Origin of the sequence: Rhodococcus opacus B4 (assembly GCF_000010805.1) — a bacterium.
Classification (GTDB): domain Bacteria; phylum Actinomycetota; class Actinomycetes; order Mycobacteriales; family Mycobacteriaceae; genus Rhodococcus_F; species Rhodococcus_F opacus_C.
In genome coordinates this window covers 6,078,216-6,098,875 of sequence record NC_012522.1, presented here as the reverse complement: position 1 = coordinate 6,098,875, position 20,660 = coordinate 6,078,216, and the positions used below count along the sequence as shown (strand labels likewise).

Sequence of the window (20,660 nt, the reverse complement as noted above, 5' to 3'; positions counted from 1 at the left end):
CGCTCTTACTCTTGTTCCGACGCGGCGGGCTTCGCCGCCCCGCCGGGGGTGTTCGCGTCGGCATCGCCGGCGCGGTCGATCACAGCTACCATCGCATGCCGCAGGACGCGATCACCGAATTTGTAGCCCTTTCGCATCACCGTGCCGAGAACGGGGTCGTGACCCTCGCCCTCGTGCTGCACTGCCTCGTGCAGCGCCGGATCGAATGCGTCGCCCTCGGCACCGAACTCGCTCAGGCCGAGCGAGGTGAGGGTGCCGGTGAGCTTGTCTGCCACACCCTTCAGCGGCCCCGAGTCGAGGTCGCCGTGGCTGCGGGCGCGGTCGAGGTCGTCCAGCACCGCGATGAGCTCACCGACGACGGACGCTTTCGCGTTCGCGATGTCGGCCTGCTTGTCGCGCTGGACGCGGCGACGGTAGTTCGCGTACTCCGCCTGCAGTCGCTGCAGGTCGGCGGTGCGCTCCGCCAGCTCGTCCGTCTCCGGTGCCGCCGTCTCCGACAGGGCCCCTTCGTCCACCGAGCCGGGCTGCGGAGCGGCGGCGGTGCCCGCGAGGGGCTCCACTACCGGTTCCGCGTCCCGTGTCTGACCGGTCTCGGGGTCGATCTTCCGCTTGTCCACGAAAGTGACCGGTTCCTGCTCGGTGTTGTCGGACGTCACTTCTTCTCCGCGTCGGACGGCTCGTCCACGACCTCGGCGTCGACGACGTCGTCGGCACCGCTCGCGCCGGAGCCGTCGGTGTTGGCGGCCTCTTCGGCGGCACTGGCCTCGTAGATCGCCTGGCCGAGGGCCTGCGACTCGGTGGCCAGCTTCTCGACCGCGGTCTTGACGGCCGCGATGTCGGTGCCTGCGAGAGCGTCGTTGGCTTCCTTGATGGCAGCCTCGACCTTCTCCTTGACGTCGGCGGGCACCTTGTCCTCGCTGTCCTTGATGAACTTCTCGGTCTGGTGCACCAGCGACTCTGCCTGGTTGCGGACCTCGGCCTCCTCGCGGCGGGCCTTGTCTTCCTCGGCGTGCGCCTCGGCGTCCTTGACCATCCGCTCGATCTCTTCCTTGGACAGACCGGAGCCGTCCTGGATCTTGATCGTGTTCTCCTTGCCCGTGCCCTTGTCCTTCGCGGTCACGTGCACGATGCCGTTGGCGTCGATGTCGAAGGTGACCTCGATCTGAGGCACACCACGCGGGGCGGGCGGCAGGTCGGCCAGCTCGAACGAGCCGAGCAGCTTGTTGTGCGAAGCGATTTCGCGCTCACCCTGGAACACCTGGATCTGCACCGAGGGCTGGTTGTCGTCAGCCGTGGTGAAGGTCTCGGAACGCTTGGTGGGGATGGTGGTGTTGCGCTCGATGAGCTTGGTCATCACGCCGCCCTTGGTCTCGATGCCGAGGGACAGCGGGGTGACGTCGAGGAGCAGCACGTCCTTGACCTCGCCCTTGAGCACGCCGGCCTGCAGGGCGGCGCCGACGGCGACGACCTCGTCCGGGTTGACGCCCTTGTTGGGCTCACGGCCACCGGTCAGCTCGCGCACCAGGTCGGAGACGGCGGGCATACGGGTGGAACCACCGACGAGCACGACGTGGTCGATGTCCTTGACGGCGATGCCGCTGTCCTTGATCACGGCCTGGAACGGCGCGCGGGTGCGGTCCAGGAGATCGGACGTGATCTTCTGGAATTCGCTGCGGGACAGCTGCTCGTCGAGGAACAGCGGGTTCTTGTCCGCGTCGACGGTGATGTAGGGCAGGTTGATCGACGTGCTCTGCGAGGAGCTCAGTTCGATCTTCGCCTTCTCGGCGGCCTCACGCAGACGCTGCAGGGCCATCTTGTCCTTGGTCAGATCGATGCCGTTCTGAGCCTTGAACTTGTCGACGAGCCACGTGACGATACGCTCGTCCCAGTCGTCACCACCGAGGTGGTTGTCGCCGGACGTGGCGCGAACCTCGACGACGCCGTCGCCGATTTCGAGCAGCGAGACGTCGAAGGTGCCGCCACCGAGGTCGAAGACCAGGATGGTCTGTTCCTTGTCGCCCTTGTCGAGACCGTAGGCCAGAGCGGCCGCGGTGGGCTCGTTGACGATGCGCAGGACGTTGAGGCCGGCGATCTGGCCGGCTTCCTTGGTGGCCTGACGCTGCGCGTCCTCGAAGTACGCGGGGACGGTGATCACGGCGTCCGTGATGTCCTCACCCAGGTAGGCCTCGGCGTCGCGCTTCAGCTTCATGAGCGTGCGCGCGCTGATCTCCTGCGGCGTGTACTTCTTGCCGTCGATCTCCACGTTCCAGTCGGTGCCGATGTGGCGCTTGACGGAGCGGATGGTGCGGTCGACGTTGGTGACGGCCTGGTTCTTGGCGGGCTGGCCGACCAGCACCTCGCCGTTCTTGGCGAAGGCGACGATCGACGGGGTGGTGCGTGAGCCTTCGGCGTTGGCGACCACTACGGGCTCGCCGCCTTCCAGCACAGACACGACCGAGTTCGTTGTACCGAGGTCGATACCGACGGCACGAGCCATAGTGTTCCTCACTTTCGTTCTGCAGTCCTGTGGGCAGGTTGTTCAGTACTGAACTGCGATGTTGGCGCTTGGTGAGCGCCCTCCGCTCAAGTTTGCACTCCGACACCGTCTGGAGTCAATTCGAACTTGAGTCGAGCACGCTCAATCTTGTCGTAAGGCTCAACGGAGGGGTGAGGAGATTTGTTCCCGGCCGCCCGGATCTTCGTTCGGCACCGCCGACACGGGCCGTGCGCGTCGGCCAACCTACAGGCCACCGGTCGATAGGATCGCAGCGTGACGACACCCGAACAGCCGCCACGCCGGCCGGCACCGCCGCGACCCGTACCGCCGCGCCCGGAGTTCGCGGTCACCCCGCTTCGCGCCGCCCCCACCGACGCCACCCCGAAGGCCGTCGCCGTGTCGCTGTCCGCCTGGGTGGGGTCGTTCGTCGTTCTCGCCGGCATCGCGGGGGCCATCGCCCTCGACCTCGGCGCCGTCCGCGACGCCCTCGAGGCGTCGGTAGCCGCGGACAATCCCGGGGACTCCGCGACGGACATCACCGACACGGTGAACCTGACGCTGATCGGCAGTGGCGCCATCGCGGTCGTGCTGATCCTCCTCGGACTGCTGGGCATACAACTGCTGCGCGCCCGGAAGACGGCGGGGCGGATCACCCTCGCCGTCGTCGGTGTCCTCAGCGCCGCAGGCGGGGTCGGCCTCTGGACCCTGCTGTCCGACGCCGGGGACGCGACCGCCGGAGTGCTGCAGTGGGCGCCGCTCGCCTACAGCGCCCTCGTCGCGGTGGGAGTGCTCGCCCTGTTCGCTCCCGGTGTGTCGCCGTGGCTGCGCCCGAGTCGCTGACCGGAGTCACCGATCGCACTCACACCTCGCACGGCGCGGTGCTGCCGTGGAATTCCGGGTCCGGGTCGTATTCGCGATTAGATGTGCCGGAGTATTCGGGGTCGGGGTCGTATTCGTCGTTGGTCGTCCCCGTGACGTCGGGGTCCGGGTCGTACTCGTCGTTGGTGGTGCCCTCGTAGGAGGAGTTGCAGGCCGGGTGCGCCGCGGCGGTCTGGGTCACGGACGCGGCACCGAACACGAGAGCCACGGCTGCCAGTGCGGTCATCGTCGTGCGGATCATGATGATTCCTTTCATCGGTGGGCTGAGCGGACGGAGAAGGACACTTCCCTTGCCACTGCAGAGCCGCGCTCCACGACTTCGTGGCGCGTCACCGAGGGGTACCCAGATCGAGGCGCGTGAAAAGTGTTCCGGGGAGCGGCCGGGTACCGGCGCCGGGAAGGGAAGTTCCATACCGAGAATCCTTCTCGCCGGGCACTTTCCGCACATCCAGGAAGGCACCCAACTCGGACCCCGAGAGAAACCTGAGAAGGCCTTCCTAATGAGGACCGTTTCTGACCTCAATCGCTTCTATCGTTCTTCTCATGACCACTTCGCAGAAGTCCCCGGCCACCGGTGAGCGCGCCGACCTCCTCCAGATCCTGCAGGAGCAGCGAGCCACCCTGCTGATCACCGTCCGCGGCATCGACGACGAACAGGCACGGCAGCGCTCGACCGTCAGCGACCTGACGCTCGGCGGACTGATCAAGCACGTCCTGCACACGGAAAAGCACTGGGTCGAAACCATTCTCGAACCCGACGAGAACGCGGAGTTCGACATGGAATGGGCGATGGAGAAGTACTACATGCGCGAAGACGAAACCCTCGACGGACTGCTCGCCGAGTACGCCGAGGTGGCCCGCGCGACGGAGACCGCCGTGGCCGGTCTCGACGACCTCGACGTGCTGATCCCCCTGCCCACCGCACCCTGGGCGCCCGAGCGGCAGTGGTGGACGATCCGCCGCACCCTGCTCCACATCATTCGGGAGACCGGCCACCACTCCGGCCACGCCGACATCATCCGGGAATCCCTCGACGGCGGAAACACGACCATGACGATGGGCGCCGACGCGGGCATGGAGTTCTGACCCACCCGATGAACAGACGAGAACGCCTCACCGGGTTCCGGTGAGGCGTTCTCGTCTCGGCGTTCGGCTATGCCTCCTCAGTCACGGACAGCACGATCACGTCGTCGGGGAAGGACGCGGGCGTCTGCAGACCCGCGACTTCGAGGGCCCGGCCCGTCATCGCGACGCCGGAAACCTCGCTGCCCGCGGACAGTCCGTCGGCGCGTCCGCCGCCGGGCGGCGTGGTGACGGTCGGCTGACCCTGCGGCGGCACGTTGAACCACGCGGGCGGTTTCAGGCCCTCGTCCGGTTCACCCGCGAAGACGGGCCGCACCCGGTACCGCCGGTCGGGGTCGAGGCCGGGCAGGGTGAACCGGCCCCGCGGGGACACCTCGGACCGTCCGAGGTAGGCGAGGAAGAACAGCGCCTCCGACCGGTCGTCCGCGACAGCGCCATAGACCTGCAGGGTGGGGTCGATCTCGTCGGCGCGCACCATCTTTCCGGTGTGCAGGAGTTCGCGGTGCCGCTTGTGCAGGTCGATCCACACGGCGAGTTCCGCGTTCTCGTCGTCGGTGGCGGTGGCCAGATCCCACTCGATCCCCAGGTGCCCGTACAGCGCCGTGCCCGCCCGGAACGACAGTCGGTGATACCTGCCCGTCGTATGGGAGGTCCCGGACGCGATGTGTGAGCCGAGCAGTTCGGGCGGAAGCAGTTGCATCGTCCACCGATTCATCTGCTGGCGTTCGAGCGGATCGATGCAGTCCGACACCCACACGCGGTCGGTGCGTTCGAGGATGCCGAGGTCTACCCGCGCGCCACCCGACGAGCAGGATTCGATCTCCAGTCCGGGGAAGCGGCGCTTCAACTCGTCCATCAGCCGGTAGGTCGCGAGCGTCTGGTCGTGGACCCCGGCACGCCCGTGCGGGGCGGTGCCTGCGTCGATCAGGTCGCGGTTGTGGTCCCACTTGATGTACGCGATGTCGTATTCGGCGAGAATCGCGGACATCCGCTCCAGGATGTGGTCGTACGCCTCGGGGATCCCCAGATTGAGCACCTGCTGGTTCCGGGACGGCACCGGCGTCCGCCCGCCGGTCGCCATGACCCATTCGGGATGTTCCCGCGCGAGATCGGAATCGAGGTTGATCATCTCCGGTTCGAACCACAGGCCGAATTCCATGCCGAGCGAACGCACGTGATCGATGATCGGGTGCAGTCCGTCCGGCCACACCGTCTCGTCGACGTGCCAGTCCCCCAGCCCCGCCAGGTCGTTGCGCCGGTGCCGGAACCAGCCGTCGTCGAGCACGTACCGCTCGACGCCGAGCTTCGCCGCTCGATCCGCCAGGTCCGTCAACCGGGCCAGGTCGTGGTCGAAGTAGACGGCCTCCCACACGTTGATCGTCACCGGGCGCGCACGCCGTGGGTGCGTGGGCCGCGACCGGAGGTAGTCGTGGAAGCGGTGCGCCTGGGCGTCGAGCCCGTCGCCGTACGCGCCGTAGATCCAGGGCGTTTCGTAGCTCTCCCCGTCCGCCAGCCGGACCTCGCCGGGCAGGAGCAGTTCGCCGCCGCCGACCACCTGGAATCCGGTGAAGAGCCGTTCGGCGTAGTGGCGATGGTTGCCGCTGAATGCGACGTGGGTGCCCCATACCTCGCCGCGCGCGAACCCGAAACCGGGCACGCCGACGGACAGCACCGTCGCGGCGTCCGGACCGGTGCGACCCTTCCGACCTTCGCGCTCGTGGATCCCGACCGTGAGTTCGCTGCGCTGCGGGACGCGTTCCTTCCCCCACCGGCCGGCGAAGTCGAGGATCTCCCGGGCCTGCGGCGGCACCGGGAACGCGAGCTGGAGATCGTCGAGGACGTAGAACGAATTCCCCGTGTTGGTGACCTCGGCTCGCGCCCGCAGGAGGCCACTCGGCAGCAACTCGATGTCGAGGACGAGACCGAGGTCGGCGACGGCGTCGCGCGCGGTGACCCGGACGGTGCCCGCACCGGCCGAGACGAGTTCGGGGTCCGGTGAGGGCCGGTGCTCGGCCCCGCCGACCGTGAGTGTGGCGGTCGTGAACAGCGGCGACCAGTCGGCGGCGTCGCGGTGACCGGCGATGCCGGGCTTGCCCACCCACCCCGTGTGGTGTTCGGGGAGGACGGCCAGCCGCACCGGGAGGTCGACCACGTTGCCCGCGAGGGGCTCGATGTTCGCCTGCGCCAGAGCCTCGACGTCGGCAACGGTCAGCTCACCGAGCGCCGCCCCCCAGTGGACGATCGCCGGCAACCTGCCGTCGGTGACATCGAGGACAACGGACACACCCGCCGAGGTCAGATGAACGTAACTGTGCGGTGAGGCGATAGCACTCACTTGTTGGCTCCCATCGTGAGTCCGGAAACGAAATGCCGCTGCAGCGCGACGAATACGAGCACTGTCGGTAACGCGACGAGCACCGATCCGGCGGCGAGCAGGTTGGTGTCGGTGAAGAAGCTGCCCTGCAGGTTCTGCAGCGCGGTGGTGACGGGCAGCTTGTCGCCGCTGACCATCAGGGCGAGGGCCCAGAAGAAGTCGTTGTAAATCCAGGTGATCATGAGGGTCGCGAGTGCGGCCAGCGCCGGACGGCACAGCGGGAGCACCACCTGCCAGTACTGGCGGAACAGTCCGGCCCCGTCTACCGTTGCCGCCTCGAGCAGTTCGGGGGGAACCGTCTTCATGTAATTGCTGAGCACGAACACGCAGAATCCGGTCTGGAACGCGACGTGCACCAGGATCAGACCCCAGTAGCTGTCGTACAGCGAACCCGACGAACTCATCCAGTACGGCAACGGTATTGCGTTGTACAGCCGGAACAGCGGCGTCAGCAGTGTCTGTTGCGGCAGCAGATTGCCCGCGATGAACACCGCCAGCATGATCACGTTGAACTTCCACGGGAACCGGGCCAGCACGAACGCGGCCATCGACCCGATGAACAGGATCAGCAGCACCGCCGGGATGGTGATGAGCATCGAGTTGAGGAAGTAGTGCGGAATTCCGCCGACCTCCCACGACTCGGTGTAATTGCTGAGCGTGAAGCCGCCGACCGACAGATAGCCGTGCGTGAGGACGTAGTCGTAGTCGCGGAACGAGTTGTACAGGGCCCACAGCAGCGGGAAGATCCACAGCAACGCCAGGGCCGTGAGCAGGAGGTACATCGCCGCGTGCGCGGTACTCAGCCGGCGCCGGTTGGCCACCGCGGCCTTGTTGCGGGGCCCGTTCCGGTGGACGGGCGCGCTGTGGTCGGCGAGGGGTGTCGTCATGGTCATCAGTCGTCGCTCCGCATCACGATCCAGAGATAGAGGGCAATGAACACCAGCGAGATCACGAGCATGATCGTCGCCAGGGCCGAACCGAAACCGACCCGGCCCGCTTCACCGACGACGTTGGCGGTGACGAGGGCGGAGATCAGTTCGAGTCCGTTGCGGCCCTTGTTGATCACCCACACGAGGTCGAAGGCGCGCAGGGCCTCGATGACGGTGATGACGATGATCAGCAGGTTGGTGGGTTTCATCAGGGGGAACACGATCCGGAAGAACGTGCGGACCGGCCCGGCACCGTCCATGAGCGCGGCTTCGCGCACCGACGGGTCGATGGCCTTGAGGCCCGCCAAGTACAGCAGCATGATGTACCCGGTGTGCCGCCAGCTCGCAGCGACCATGACGGCCCAGATGTTGACGTCCGGGTTGCCGAGCCAGTCGACGTCCGTGCCGAGGATGGTGTTGAGCACCCCGCCGTCGGTGGAGTAGATCAGCTGCCACACGAACCCGACCAGTGCCATCGACAGCACCACGGGGATGTAGAAGATGCTCTGGTACAGCCGGCTTCCCTTCAGTCCCCGGTCGAGCAGCACGGCGAGGAAGATGCCGAGGATCGTCGGGAAGACGAACAGGAACGCGAGCCACAGGACATTGTTGTGGAGGGCCTGCTGGAACGGCGGGTACGCCTGGACGGCGTCGACGTAGTTCTGCGTTCCGATCCACTCGATGGTGGACGTGCCGCCGATGCCGTCCCAGCGGGCGAACGACAGGATCACCGTGAACACGGTGGGAATCCACACCAGCCCCATCACGATCGCGGCGGGCAGCCCGAGCATCACGGCGATGGTCCACCGGTCGCTCCGGCTGCGCCGGATCTTCGGCGCCGGGGTCCGGGTCTCGGTTCCGGTCTGGGGAGGAACTGTGCTGGTCATGAATTCACCTGACCTGTCGGGACGGCGGGGATGGTCGTTGTCTTCTCGTGTGCGTTCATTGGCCGAACACCGCCGCCTTCTGTCGCTCGATGCTGCGGACCAGGCCGTCCACGTCGTTCGGGTTCCCCAGGAACTGCTGCATCGCCGGAATCATCACGACGGACGCGAAATCGGGCCGGGTGTCACGGTCGAGGAACTGGGTGATGGAGCCCGCGCCCTGCACGAGAGCGGCCGACTTCTGCACGAGCGGAGGGAAACCCGACAGGTCCGCGTCGCGGTGCGCCGGGATGGCCTGGGGGTCCTGCTTCGCGTAGGCGACGGCGGCGTCGGCGCTCGTGAGGAAGGAGAGGAACTGCTGCGCCCCGGCGAGGTTCCGCGGGTCCTTGCGCATCATGAAGCCGTCCATGGGTGCCTCGACCGCCGAAGAGCCGACGGCGGAGTCGATTTCAGGAAACGGGAAGAAGTCCAGGTCGTCCCGGTCCGGTCCCGCGGGGAAGCTCTGTGCGACGAACATGCCGGCCACCAGCATCCCGACTTCCTTGTTGAGGAGGGCCTGCTGCGCCTCGGACATCTTGCGGCCCAGCGGCTGCGGCTGGTGGAACGGGAGGATCTCGCGCCAGGTGTCGAACACCGACCGGACGCGGTTGTCGGTCCAGCTCACGTCGCCGGCCAGGAGCGAGCGGTGGAAGTCGACTCCGTTGAGGCGCAGATCGAGGTAGTCGAACGTGCCGAACGGCGACCAGCCGTCGCGGACCCCGAACCCGATCGGGGTGAGCCCGTCGGCCTGCATGCGCTTCGACAGGGCCACCCAGTCGTCGAACGTCTTCGGCGGCGCGTAACCGCGCTCCCGCCAGAGGCTGGGACGGTAGAACACGGCCCACGGGTAGTAGAAGAACGGGATCAGGTACTGCCTGCCGTCGGTTCCGGTGGACGCCTCACGGAAGCTGTCGCTGAAACCACCTCCGTGCGGTTGCCACACCGAGCTGACGTCGTCGACGAGGCCCTTGTCCGCGAAGTACTTCATGCGGTATCCCGACATCCAGGTGAAGACGTCGTCCGGGGTGCCCTGCAGGTAGTTGTTGACATTCTCCTGGAACGACGTGGAGTCGACGGAGTTGATCCGTACGGTGCCCCCGGTCTGCTGCTGGAACATCCCGACGACGTCCTTGACGCCGAGTTTCGCGTTCTTGTCCGACAGCCGCGATCCGAGGGTGATCACATGGGGATCGACACCGCCCGTGCAGCCGGACAGCAGGCCCGCCGTCGACAGGGCGCCCGCGGCGCCGAGCGCGGCCTTGAGAAAGGTGCGCCGGGAGGGTTGCCACGTGTGCGGCAGCGCGTTTCGGTTCATGGTGCCCTTTTCGATTGAGTACCGGGTGGGCGGAGTCGCTCACCACCTGATCGAAATCGAACAACTTCGATCACATCGCGGTGATGTCGTCTCACGCCCTGACGTGATGCACGTTACAAAATCACGCCCCAGCGCGCATTGTCAACTGCATCAGAGCGCTTTCACCTGCGGAAGTGCATAAATGTTCATTCATGTTGACTTTTGAGCGGGGATCCGACAGATTGTGAGCATGCACACAGCGAGCGACTCCGGCGGGCGGCACCTGAGGTGGCCGACCCGGGGCATTTCCTTCGGCGGGGACTACAACCCCGAGCAGTGGCCGGAAGAGGTCTGGCAGCGCGACGTCGAACTCATGCGCGAGGCGGGCGTCGACTTCGCGACCGTCGGCGTGTTCTCCTGGGCGCGGCTGCAGCCCACCCCCTCCACCTGGGACTTCGGCTGGCTCGACCGCGTCCTCGACCTCCTGGACGGCGGTGGCGTCCGCGTCGACCTGGCCACCGCCACCGCGTCCCCGCCACCGTGGCTCACGGCCGCGCATCCCGAGATCCGGCCCGTGGACGAGCGCGGCTACCGGTACGAGATCGGCAGCAGGCAGACGTGGAGCCCCAGTTCGCCGATCTACCGCGAGCACTCCCTCGTCCTCGTCGAGAAGATGGCCACCCGCTACGGCGACCACCCGGCGCTCGCGCTCTGGCACGTGTCGAACGAACTCGGGTGCCACAACTCGCGCTGCCACTCCCCCGACAGCGCGCGGGCGTTCCGGCGGTGGCTGCAGCGGCGCTACGGCGACCTCACCGAACTCAACCGGGCGTGGGGCACGACGTTCTGGAGCCAGCACTACGGCGACTGGGACGAGGTGGTGCCACCGTCCGCGAGCACGACCTTCGGCAATCCCACGCATCTTCTGGACTGGCGCCGGTTCTGCTCGGACGCCCTGCTCGATCAGTACCTCGCCGAGCGGGAAGTGTTGCGGCGTATCACCCCCGACGTGCCGGTCACGACGAATTTCATGGTGGGCATGGGCTCGCCGCAGTCGCTCGCCGGCGACATGAACTATGCACAGTGGGCGCCCGAGCAGGATCTGGTGTCGACCGACCACTACCTGGTGGGGCCCGCGGCGGGCGACGGCGCCGCCCACCACCGGCTGTCGTTCTCCGCCGACCTGACCCGCGGCATCGCCGACTCACGGCCGTGGCTGCTGATGGAACATTCGACGAGCGCCGTCAACTGGCAGCCGGTCAACCGGGCGAAGGCACCCGGCGAGATGCTGCGCAACTCCCTCGCCCACGTCGCCCGCGGAGCGGACGGCATCGCCTTCTTCCAATTCCGCGCCTCGCAGGCCGGCGCCGAGAAGTTCCACTCGGCCCTGGTTCCGCACGCGGGCCCCGACTCCGCCCGGTGGCGGGAAGTCGTCCAACTCGGCGCCGTGCTGCGCCGCCTCGAACCGGTGGCCGGCAGTCGCGTCGAGGCGCCGGTGGGGGTGCTGTTCGACTGGGAGTCGCAGTGGGCGTGCGAGCAGGACGGCCACCCGTCGCGGCTGATGCAGCCGATGACGATCGCCGAGCAGATGCACCGCGCATTCGCCGGAGTGACCTGCGACGTCGTCCCCCCGGACGCCGACCTCGACCGCTACTCGGTGCTGGTGGTGCCCGCGATGTATCTGTGCAGCGACGGGGACGCCGCGCGCATCGAGGCAGCCGCCCGCGCAGGCGCCCAGGTGCTCGTCACCGCATTCTCCGGGATCGCGGACCGTGACGACCACGTCCGGCTCGGCGGCTACCCGGGTGCGTTCCGAGACCTGCTCGGCGTCCGCGTCGAGGAGTTCTTCCCGCTCGGCGCCGACGAGACCGCCGCCCTCGACGACGGCACCTCGGCCCGCACCTGGACCGAGTACCTCACGGTGTCCGAGGACGTGGACGTCCTCGCCCGCCACGCCGAGGGACACCTGCAGGGCGTGCCCGCCGTCACCCGGCGCTCCGTCGGCGACGGCGCCGCCTGGTATCTCGCGACCGTCCCCGACCCGCGCGGACTGGAGAGAATCGCCGAATCGATTTGCTCCGCAGCCGGTCTCGCACTGCACACCGGGCAGCACTCCGACGTCGAGATCGTCCGCAGGCGGGGCGAGCACGGGTCGTGGCTGTTCGTCCTCAACCATACGAACGAGAAGGTGACCGTCGACGTGTCCGGCACCGACCTCGTCACCGAACGGGTCGTCGACGGACCCCTCACGCTGGAACCGGGCAACTGTGCTGTGATTCGCGAAGACGGCGCCGGCACCGGCGCCCCGACCCGGAAGGCGGACGCATGATGCTCGCTCGGCAGCGCCAGCAGGTGATCCTCGACGAGGTCACCGCCCACGGTGCGGTGAAAGTGGTCGACCTCGGTGCGACGCTCGGGGTCTCCGACATGACCATCCGGCGCGACATCAACGAACTCGTCGAGCAGGGTCTGGTCGAGCGGGTGCACGGCGGGGTCACATTGCCGCGGTCGGCGAGTGTCCACGAACCGGGATTCTCGGCGAAGTCCGAACTCGACCGCGAGGCCAAGCGGGCCATCGCCCGTGCCGCCGCCCGGCTGGTGCGTCCGGGCACGTCGGTGGGCATTTCCGGCGGCACCACCACGCACGCCCTGGCCCGCGAACTGCTCGACGTTCCCGACATCACCGTCGTCACCAATTCGCTGCCCGTCGCCGACGCGTTCCACGAGGGTGGCCGCGACGACCAGACCATCCTCCTCACCGGCGGTCAGCGCACCCCGTCGTTCGCCCTCGTCGGGCCGCTCACGGTCGCCGCCCTGCGCGGGATCCACGTGGACATGCTGTTCCTCGGCACGCACGGCATGGGGATCGACTCGGGGCTGACCTGCCCCAATCTGATGGAAGCCCAGACCAATCAGGCGCTCGTCGCGTCTTCGCGCCGGGTCGTGGTGCTCGCCGACCACACGAAGTGGGGTGTGACCGCGCTGGCCAACACGATCCCCCTGTCCGACGTCGACATCCTCATCACCGACGCCGGGCTCGAGCGCGCCGCCCAGGAATCTCTCGCCGATCACGTCGGCGACCTCGTAGTGACACGGGAAAACTTGGAAGGATCCACCGATGACCGTGCGTGACGAACAGGATGCGCGGGAAGCCCCCGCGCGGGTCCGGATGCGCAAGACCCGGACCACCCTCGCGGACGGCCGCGAACTCATCTACTTCGACGACTCCGAGCCGTACGTGTCGGGCGGCGCCACCCGCGAACTGGTGGATTCCCGCCCGCTGCCGCCGGCGGTGTCGCAGTCGCAGATGCGCTTCGACGTACTCACCGGGGAATGGGTGGTCATCGCCGCCCAGCGGATGGACCGCACGTTCCTTCCGCCGCCGGACGCGTCGCCACTCGCCCCGAGCCGGCCGGGCAAGGCGCCCACCGAGATTCCGGCCGACGACTACGACGTGGTGGTGTTCGAGAACCGTTTTCCCTCGCTGGCGACGGCCGCCGCCGAGCAGGATCTCCCCGACTGCGTCGACGGAGAAGCGTTGTGGCCGCTGGCACCGGGCGCGGGCAGGTGCGAGGTCGTGTGCTTCACCAGCGACCCGGATGCCGCGTTCGCCACCCTGAGCGTCGACCGGGTCCGCACCGTCGTCGACGTCTGGGCCGACCGCACCGCCGAATTGTCGGCACTGCCCGGGGTGCGGCAGGTGTTCTGCTTCGAGAACCGGGGCAAGGAAATCGGCGTCACCCTCACCCATCCGCACGGCCAGATCTACGCCTACCCGTACCTGCCACCCCGCACGGACGCGCTGATCCGGCGCTCGCGCGAGCACTTCGAGAGCACCGGGCGGCTGCTACTCGCCGACGTCCTGGACGCCGAAACACGGTCCGGCAGGCGGGTGGTCCTGGCCGGCGAGCACTGGACCGCGTACGTTCCCGCGGCCTCGCGCTGGCCGCTGGAGGTGCACCTCGCACCGCACCGCGACGTCCGAGACCTCACCGAACTGACCGACAACGAGCGGGACGAACTCGCGGAGGTGTATCTCGAACTGCTGCGGCGGGTCGACCGCTTCTTCGACGGCGTCGACGCCGTGCCCTACATCGCGGCCTGGCACCAGGCGCCGGTCGGCGAGGACCGCCCGCTCGGGCGGCTGCACCTGCAACTGTTCTCGATGATGCGATCGCCCGGCCGGATGAAGTACCTGGCCGGCTCCGAATCCGGGATGGGGGCTTGGGTCAACGACACCACCCCCGAGCGCATCGCCGACCGGCTGCGGGAGGTGGCGTCGTGAGTGCGGCGCGCTGGGTCGATCCCGTCGACGTACAGAATGTCGCGGGAACGGCGGAAGCGTTGTTCCGCAGCACGTTCGGCGGCGCCGCGGACGGCGTCTGGGCGGCGCCCGGCCGGGTCAACCTCATCGGCGAGCACGTCGACTACGCGGGCGGGCTGGTGCTGCCGTTCGCCCTCCCCTACGTCACCGTGGTCGCCGTCCGCGTGCGCGAAGACGGGATACTGCACGCCGTGTCGACGCACACCGGCGAGTCCTGGCAGGGCCCGCTCGCCGACGTCGCCCCCGGCCACCCGTCCGGCTGGGCCGCGTACGTCGCCGGAGTCGTGTGGGCGCTGCGCCGGTCCGGACATCTCACGGCCGGAACGGGTTTCGATGTGGCAGTGCATTCGACGGTCCCCGTCGGCTCCGGGCTGTCGAGTTCGGCCGCGCTCGAGTGCGCGTTCGCGCTCGCCGTCGCCGATCTCGCCGGGCTGCCCACGGACGAGTCCGGCCGCCGGCCGCTGATCGCCGCCTCCATCCTCGCGGAGAACGAGATCGCCGGTGCGTCCACCGGCGGCATGGACCAGTCGGTCGCGATGCTCGCCCGGCCCGGCCACGCGCTGCTGCTCGATTGCCGGGACGGCGCGAGCAGGCACGTCCCGCTCGACTTCGAATCCGCGGGCGCCCGGCTGGTGGTCGTCGACACCAACGCGCCGCACCGGCTGGTCGACGGCCGGTACGGCAACCGGCGCGCCGCCATCGAGAAGGCCTGCGCCGACCTCGGTGTCGCCACCCTCCGTGACGTCGCCGACGCCGACGCCGCCGTCGCCGCACTGAGTTCCCCCGCGGCGCAGCGGGCCCGGCACGTGCTCGGCGAGATCCGGCGCGTCACCGAGGTCGCCGGCCTGCTCGACCGCGGCCGGATCGCCGACCTCGGTGACGCCCTGAACCGCTCGCACGCCTCTCTGCGCGACGACTACGAGGTCAGTTCCGTCGAACTCGACTCCGCAGTCGACGCCGCGCTCGAGGCAGGCGCCTGGGGAGCGCGAATGACCGGCGGCGGCTTCGGCGGTTCCGCGATCGCCCTCGTCCCCCTGGACCGGGTCGACGCCGTCGCCGAGAACATCGTCCGCCGGGCCGAATCCGCGTCCCTGCCCACACCGCAGTTCCTGTCCGCCGAGCCGTCGGGCTCGGCATCCCGACTCTGATATCCCCTTCCACGACCAGGAGAAGACCATGGCACGAGTCACGTACGACGCGGCGACCAAGATGTACCCCGGCTCGGTCGTGCCGGCAGTGGATTCGTTGAACCTCGACATCGAGGACGGCGAATTCCTCGTCCTCGTCGGACCGTCCGGCTGCGGCAAGTCGACGTCGCTGCGGATGCTCGCCGGTCTCGAAGATGTCGACTACGGCGCCATCCGCATCGGCGAACGCGACGTCACCGCGCTCGCACCGAAGGAACGGGACATCGCGATGGTGTTCCAGAACTACGCGCTGTACCCGCACATGACGGTCGCGAAGAACATGGGGTTCGCGCTCGAGATCGCCGGCATGGACAAGACCGAGATCGCCCGCCGCGTCGAGGAGGCCGCGAAGATCCTCGACCTCGGCGACTACCTGAACCGCAAGCCGAAGGCACTGTCCGGTGGGCAACGCCAGCGAGTCGCGATGGGCCGGGCGATCGTCCGCAACCCGCAGGTGTTCCTCATGGACGAACCGCTGAGCAACCTCGACGCGAAACTCCGGGTGCAGACCCGCACCCAGATCTCGCTGCTGCAGCGCCGACTGGCCACCACCACCGTCTACGTCACCCACGACCAGGTGGAGGCCATGACGATGGGCGACCGCGTCGCCGTCATGAAGGCGGGCGTCCTGCAGCAGTGCGCGAGCCCGAAGACGCTGTACGACAAGCCCGTGAACAGTTTCGTCGCCGGGTTCATCGGCTCACCGGCCATGAACCTCTTCGAGGTGGACGTCGTGCACGGCGCCGCCCGGATCGGTTCGCTGTCGACGCCGATCGAGCGGTCGGCGCTGGGCGCCCTCGGCACCGGCCGGGTCGTCGTCGGCATCCGCCCGGAAGCGTGGACCGTGTCCGACCAGGGCACCACCGTGAAGGTCGACGTGGTGGAGGAACTCGGCGCGGACGCCTACATCTACGGGCGCATCGTCCGCGACGGCGAGCTCGGCGGCCACGACATCGTCGCGCGCGTCAGCGACTCCCCCTCCCCGGCCAAGGGTGACGTCATCCGGCTGGCGCCGGACCCCGCCCGCCTGCACTTCTTCTCGCCCACCACCGGTGCCCGGCTCGGCGACTGACCAGAAAGGGAACCGTGAAACTTCTCGTCACCGGCGGCGCCGGTTACGTCGGCAGCGTCTGCGCCCAGCGGCTGCTCGAGTGCGGCCACACGGTTGTGATCGTCGACGACCTGTCGACCGGCAACGCGGACGCGGTGCCGGCGGGAGCGGAATTCCTCGAGGACGACGTCGCGAGCGCAGCCCACCGACTTCTCGGCGCCGGGGATGTCGACGGCGTGCTGCATTTCGCCGCCCGCTCCCTCGTCGGCGAGTCGGTCGAGACGCCGGAAACGTACTGGCAGGCCAACGTCGTGAAAACCCTGACGCTGCTGGAGGCGATGCGCTCGTCCGGTTCCGGCCGGCTGGTGTTCTCCTCGACGGCAGCAACCTACGGTTCGCCGGATTCCGTGCCGATCACCGAAGACGCACCGACCCGGCCGACCAACCCGTACGGCGCCACCAAACTGGCAATCGACCACGCGATCACGTCGTACGCGCACGCCCACGGGCTGGCGGCGTGCAGCCTCCGGTACTTCAACGTCGCGGGCGCGTACGCCGGGCTCGGCGAGAACCGTGTCGTGGAGACTCACCTGATCCCGCTGGTGCTGCAGGTCGCTGCCGGGCACCGGGACGAGATCTCGGTGTTCGGCACCGACTGGCCCACCCCGGACGGCACCGCCGTCCGCGACTACATCCACATCCGCGACCTGGCCGAGGCGCACGTCCTCGCGCTCGAGTCCTCACGGCCCGGAACTCACCGGATCTACAACCTCGGCACCGGCGCCGGGTTCAGTGTGCGGGAGGTGATCGCGTCGTGCGAACGTGTCACCGGGCGGGCCGTCGCCACCCGGGACGCCCCCGCGCCGAGCCGGGGATCCGGCGGTACTCGTCGCGTCCGGCGGCCGGGTGCAGGCCGAACTGGGCTGGCAACCACGACACACCGGCCTCGACGAGATCGTTGCCGATGCCTGGGCGTATCTGCAGTCGCTGGGCGAGCGGCAGCGCTACCGTGGTTCGGTGCGGTCGTGACGGGTGTGCCGCGGGAAGGAGGCCGGTGTGGACGACACCGATTCCACGAGGCAGAGGCAGATCGTGGAGGTTCTCGACGAGGCCTTCGCCGACCTGATGGAGGCGGATCCCGGCGCGTTCCGCACCAAGTTCCGGAAGATGGCCGCCAACCCGTTCGCCTTCTACCGGGGCAGCGCCTGCCTGTTCTACGACGATCTGCGGACCTTCGACGATCCGTGGGCGGACGAGCGCACCGGTCGCGTGTGGATTCACGGCGACCTGCATCTGGAGAACTTCGGCACGTACATGAACTCGGAGGGGACGCTCGTCTTCGACGTCAACGATTTCGACGAGGCGTACGTGGGGCACTTCAGCTGGGATCTTCGCCGCTTCGTCGCGAGCCTGGCCCTGATGGGGTGGCAGAAGGCCCTTCCCGAGAGCGATGTCCGGGCACTCGCCGAGACGTACCTGCGCAGTTACGTCGAGCAGGTCCTGCAGTATGTGCGGGAAGAGGCGGACGAGGCGTTTGCGCTGCGCCTGGACAATTCGCGCGGCGCCATTCACGACCTTCTGCTCAGCGCGCGTCTCGCCACCCGGGTGAGCCTGCTCGAGTCGGTCACGGTGCTCGAGGACTACGACCGGCACTTCCGCCGCGGTCGCGGGGTCCGCGAACTGGAGGAGGCGGAACGCGCCACGGTGTGTGAGGCGGTGGAGACGTACGTCGACAGGGTGCCGCGCAGCAAGCGGTCCACACGCCCGGTGTTCTACCGGATCAAGGACGTGGTGGGGCGGAAGGGCTTCGGGATCGGCAGCGCCGGCCTGCCCGCATACAACGTGCTCATCGAAGGGGCGAGCCAGGCGCTCGAGAACGACATCGTGCTCTCCCTCAAGCAGGGTAACGTCGCCGCTCCGAGCCGGATCGTCGACGAGTCCGGTGTGCGGGAGTACTTCGAACACGAGGGTCACCGCACGGTGGTGAGTCAGCGCGCCCTCCAGGTTCACACGGATCCGCTGCTCGGGTACACGGAGATCGACGGCGCCGGCTTCGTCGTCGCCGAACTCTCCCCGTACGAACTGGACCTCGACTGGTCCGACCTCACCGAGCCCGAGGACATCGCGCCGCTGCTCGAAGACCTCGGCCGGGCGACGGCGAAAGTGCACTGTGTCTCCGACGAGGACAGCGACCAGACCCTGGTGACGTTCCAGACCGAGGACGCGATCCGGAGCGTCGTCGACGGCAGGCTGGACGAGTTCGTCGGTGAGATCGTCGACTTCGGCATCGACTACGCCGAGGTGAGCCGCAAGGATCACCAACTGTTCGTGGACGCGTTCCGGGCGGGTCAGATCAAGGGTGTCTCCGCGACGTAGCTCGGCTACCAGGTTGTGGGCCGGTGCTCCGCCGTTCGCGGTGGGGGTGAGGCGCATGCGGGAGGGCCCTTCACGTCCGGGCGTGTCCTGGCTAGGCGGGCCGGTGCTGCTGCTCGATGTATTGGCGGAGGATGGAGATCGGGGCACCGCCGACCGACCCCGCGAAGTATGACCCGGACCACAGCCGTTGCGCACGCCAGTAGTGCCGCACCAGTTCCGGGAACTCCTGCCGCATCCGCCGCGAGGACACGCCCTTGAGGCTGTTCACCAGCCGCGACACGGCGACCTTCGGAGGGAAGTTCACCAGCAGGTGAACGTGGGTGGCTTCGCCGTTGAATTCGACCAGCTCGCATTCGAAGTCCTCGCATACTGCTCGCATGATCTCCTCCATCCGGCTCAGATGCTTGTCGGAGAACACCCGATGCCGATATTTCGTCACGAAAACCAAGTGAGCATGGAGAGCAAAAGTACAGTTCCTGCCAGTACGTATATCGTCATACTCAGACATAAACCAATGGTACTGTCGTGGTGTGCAGCTGCGATACCAGTTCCGCTTGTACCCCACTCCGGGGCAGCAGACGGCGCTGGCTCGGGCGTTCGGATGCGCCCGAGTGGTGTACAACGATGCGCTCGCAGCGCGGGAGCAAGCCCGTCGGGACGGGCTGCCGTACCTCGCGGACGCCCAGCTGTCGCGGGCGTTGACCGACGCGAAGAAGAGCCCGGATCGGGCATGGCTGGCCGAGGTGTCGTCGGTGGTGCTCCAGCAAGCGCTGGCCGATCTGAATTCCGCGTACCGCAACTTCTTCGCCTCCATCACCGGCACGCGCAAAGGGCCGAGACTCGGATCGCCGCGATACCGGTCCCGCCACGATCACCGACAGTCGATCCGGTTCACGAAAAACGCGCGATTTCAGATCACGGACGGCAGCAAACTGCGGTTGCCGAAGATCGGGGACGTGGAGGTGCGCTGGTCCCGGGGGTTGCCGTCCGAGCCGTCGAGTGTGACCGTGATCAACGATGCGTCGGGTCGGTACTTCGCGTCATTCGTGGTGGTGCTCGACGACGAACCGATGCCGGAGCTGGACACCGACGTCGGTCTCGATCTCGGATTGGCCACGTTCGCGGTTCTATCGAACGGGAAGGTTGTCGACTCCCCGAAGTTCTTCCGCCGCGCCGAACGTCGGCTCCGCAAGGCACAACAGAATCTGTCCCGCAAGCAGAAAGGATCGAAGAACCGGGCCAAGGCCCGCATCACGGTTGCCCGGGCACACGCGAAGATCCGCGACGCCAGACTCGACTTCGCGCACAAGCAATCCACGACGATCATCCGCGAGAACCAAGCGGTGTACGTCGAAAACCTGTGCGTGAAGGGGCTGGCACGGACCCGGTTGGCGAAGTCGGTGCACGATGCCGGATGGTCGATGTTCACCCGATTGCTCGAGGAGAAGGCCACCCGGTACGGGCGGCACTTCTTGAAGGTCGATCGGTGGTTCCCGTCGTCGCAACTGTGCTCGGCGTGCGGGCGGATCGACGGCCTCAAGCCACTGTCGGTGCGCTCGTGGACCTGCCTGTGCGGAGCCGAGCACGATCGGGATCTCAATGCAGCACGAAACATTCTCGCCGCCGGACGGGCGGAGAGGCTAAACGCCTGTGGAGCGCAGGTAAGACCGGAACGTGTTCCGGCGCAGCGCGGCGAAGCAGGAACCCACCGAGAGCGCCAAGCGGCGCTGGTAGGAATCCCCG

The 20,660-nt window shown here is 67.9% G+C and carries 16 protein-coding genes and 2 pseudogenes; 10 read left to right on the top strand and 8 right to left on the bottom strand.

Going from position 1 to position 20,660, the window contains the following annotated elements; translation table 11 throughout:
* Positions 1-5: 5 nt before the first annotated feature.
* Both grpE and dnaK read right to left on the bottom strand, forming a co-directional pair.
* A complete protein-coding gene (gene grpE, locus ROP_RS27635) occupies positions 6-656 on the bottom strand; it encodes a nucleotide exchange factor GrpE (protein WP_015889319.1) in 651 nt (216 codons plus the stop codon).
* Positions 653-2,497 carry a molecular chaperone DnaK gene (gene dnaK, locus ROP_RS27630; RefSeq protein ID WP_015889318.1) on the bottom strand — a complete coding sequence of 615 codons (1,845 nt, stop codon included), beginning with the start codon at positions 2,495-2,497 and terminating at the stop codon, positions 653-655. The genes grpE and dnaK overlap by 4 nt, the downstream gene beginning before the upstream one ends.
* A 273-nt stretch (positions 2,498-2,770) precedes the next feature.
* Between dnaK and ROP_RS27625 the strand changes: the two genes are divergently transcribed.
* Positions 2,771-3,337 carry a hypothetical protein gene (locus tag ROP_RS27625; protein ID WP_015889317.1) on the top strand — a complete coding sequence of 189 codons (567 nt, stop codon included), beginning with the start codon at positions 2,771-2,773 and terminating at the stop codon, positions 3,335-3,337.
* Positions 3,338-3,356: 19 nt separating this feature from the next.
* Here ROP_RS27625 and ROP_RS27620 read toward each other — a convergent pair whose 3' ends face one another.
* On the bottom strand, positions 3,357-3,617 hold the full coding sequence (locus ROP_RS27620) for a hypothetical protein (protein ID WP_231868998.1): 261 nt from the start codon (positions 3,615-3,617) through the stop codon (positions 3,357-3,359).
* 302 nt (positions 3,618-3,919) lie between these two features.
* Here ROP_RS27620 and ROP_RS27615 point away from each other — a divergent pair, with 302 nt between their 5' ends.
* Positions 3,920-4,462, top strand: coding sequence for a DinB family protein (locus ROP_RS27615; RefSeq protein WP_015889315.1), 543 nt, complete (start codon positions 3,920-3,922; stop codon positions 4,460-4,462).
* Between the two features lie 67 nt (positions 4,463-4,529).
* Here the strand turns inward: ROP_RS27615 and ROP_RS27610 are convergent, their stop codons facing one another.
* The 4 genes from ROP_RS27610 to ROP_RS27595 are packed head-to-tail and all read right to left on the bottom strand — an operon-like array spanning position 4,530 to position 10,000.
* Positions 4,530-6,794 carry an alpha-galactosidase gene (locus ROP_RS27610; RefSeq protein ID WP_015889314.1) on the bottom strand — a complete coding sequence of 755 codons (2,265 nt, stop codon included), beginning with the start codon at positions 6,792-6,794 and terminating at the stop codon, positions 4,530-4,532.
* The gene (locus tag ROP_RS27605; protein ID WP_015889313.1) at positions 6,791-7,726 is read right to left on the bottom strand and encodes a carbohydrate ABC transporter permease; all 936 of its coding nucleotides are present in this window, start codon (positions 7,724-7,726) and stop codon (positions 6,791-6,793) included. Before ROP_RS27605 ends, ROP_RS27610 begins: the two co-directional genes overlap by 4 nt.
* Complete coding sequence (locus ROP_RS27600) at positions 7,726-8,649, bottom strand: carbohydrate ABC transporter permease (protein WP_015889312.1); 924 nt, start codon at positions 8,647-8,649, stop codon at positions 7,726-7,728. The genes ROP_RS27605 and ROP_RS27600 overlap by 1 nt, the downstream gene beginning before the upstream one ends.
* Positions 8,650-8,704: 55 nt before the next feature.
* Positions 8,705-10,000, bottom strand: a complete 1,296-nt coding sequence (locus ROP_RS27595) for an ABC transporter substrate-binding protein (protein ID WP_015889311.1) — start codon at positions 9,998-10,000, stop codon at positions 8,705-8,707.
* 229 nt (positions 10,001-10,229) lie between these two features.
* Between ROP_RS27595 and ROP_RS27590 the strand changes: the two genes are divergently transcribed.
* The 7 genes and pseudogenes from ROP_RS27590 to ROP_RS27560 all read left to right on the top strand — a co-directional run bounded on the left by ROP_RS27590 (position 10,230) and on the right by ROP_RS27560 (position 18,917).
* On the top strand, positions 10,230-12,308 hold the full coding sequence (locus tag ROP_RS27590) for a beta-galactosidase (protein WP_050785136.1): 2,079 nt from the start codon (positions 10,230-10,232) through the stop codon (positions 12,306-12,308).
* Entirely contained in the window at positions 12,305-13,111 is an 807-nt protein-coding gene (locus tag ROP_RS27585) for a DeoR/GlpR family DNA-binding transcription regulator (protein ID WP_015889309.1), read from the top strand. The genes ROP_RS27590 and ROP_RS27585 overlap by 4 nt, the downstream gene beginning before the upstream one ends.
* Positions 13,098-14,264 (top strand): galactose-1-phosphate uridylyltransferase, encoded by a 1,167-nt coding sequence (galT, locus tag ROP_RS27580; RefSeq protein ID WP_015889308.1) that lies wholly within the window; start codon positions 13,098-13,100, stop codon positions 14,262-14,264. Before ROP_RS27585 ends, galT begins: the two co-directional genes overlap by 14 nt.
* A complete protein-coding gene (gene galK / locus ROP_RS27575) occupies positions 14,261-15,451 on the top strand; it encodes a galactokinase (protein ID WP_015889307.1) in 1,191 nt (396 codons plus the stop codon). The genes galT and galK overlap by 4 nt, the downstream gene beginning before the upstream one ends.
* Before the next feature lie 28 nt (positions 15,452-15,479).
* Positions 15,480-16,562, top strand: a complete 1,083-nt coding sequence (locus ROP_RS27570; protein ID WP_015889306.1) for an ABC transporter ATP-binding protein — start codon at positions 15,480-15,482, stop codon at positions 16,560-16,562.
* A gap of 14 nt (positions 16,563-16,576) precedes the next feature.
* A pseudogene (galE, locus tag ROP_RS27565) lies at positions 16,577-17,570 on the top strand (UDP-glucose 4-epimerase GalE).
* A gap of 27 nt (positions 17,571-17,597) precedes the next feature.
* Positions 17,598-18,917 (top strand): DUF2252 domain-containing protein, encoded by a 1,320-nt coding sequence (locus tag ROP_RS27560; protein WP_015889303.1) that lies wholly within the window; start codon positions 17,598-17,600, stop codon positions 18,915-18,917.
* A gap of 91 nt (positions 18,918-19,008) precedes the next feature.
* Here the strand turns inward: ROP_RS27560 and tnpA are convergent, their stop codons facing one another.
* The gene (gene tnpA, locus ROP_RS27555) at positions 19,009-19,425 is read right to left on the bottom strand and encodes an IS200/IS605 family transposase (RefSeq protein WP_015889302.1); all 417 of its coding nucleotides are present in this window, start codon (positions 19,423-19,425) and stop codon (positions 19,009-19,011) included.
* Between the two features lie 22 nt (positions 19,426-19,447).
* Between tnpA and ROP_RS41535 the strand changes: the two are divergent.
* A pseudogene (locus tag ROP_RS41535) lies at positions 19,448-20,521 on the top strand (RNA-guided endonuclease InsQ/TnpB family protein); the annotation flags it as partial.
* Positions 20,522-20,660 lie beyond the last annotated feature (139 nt).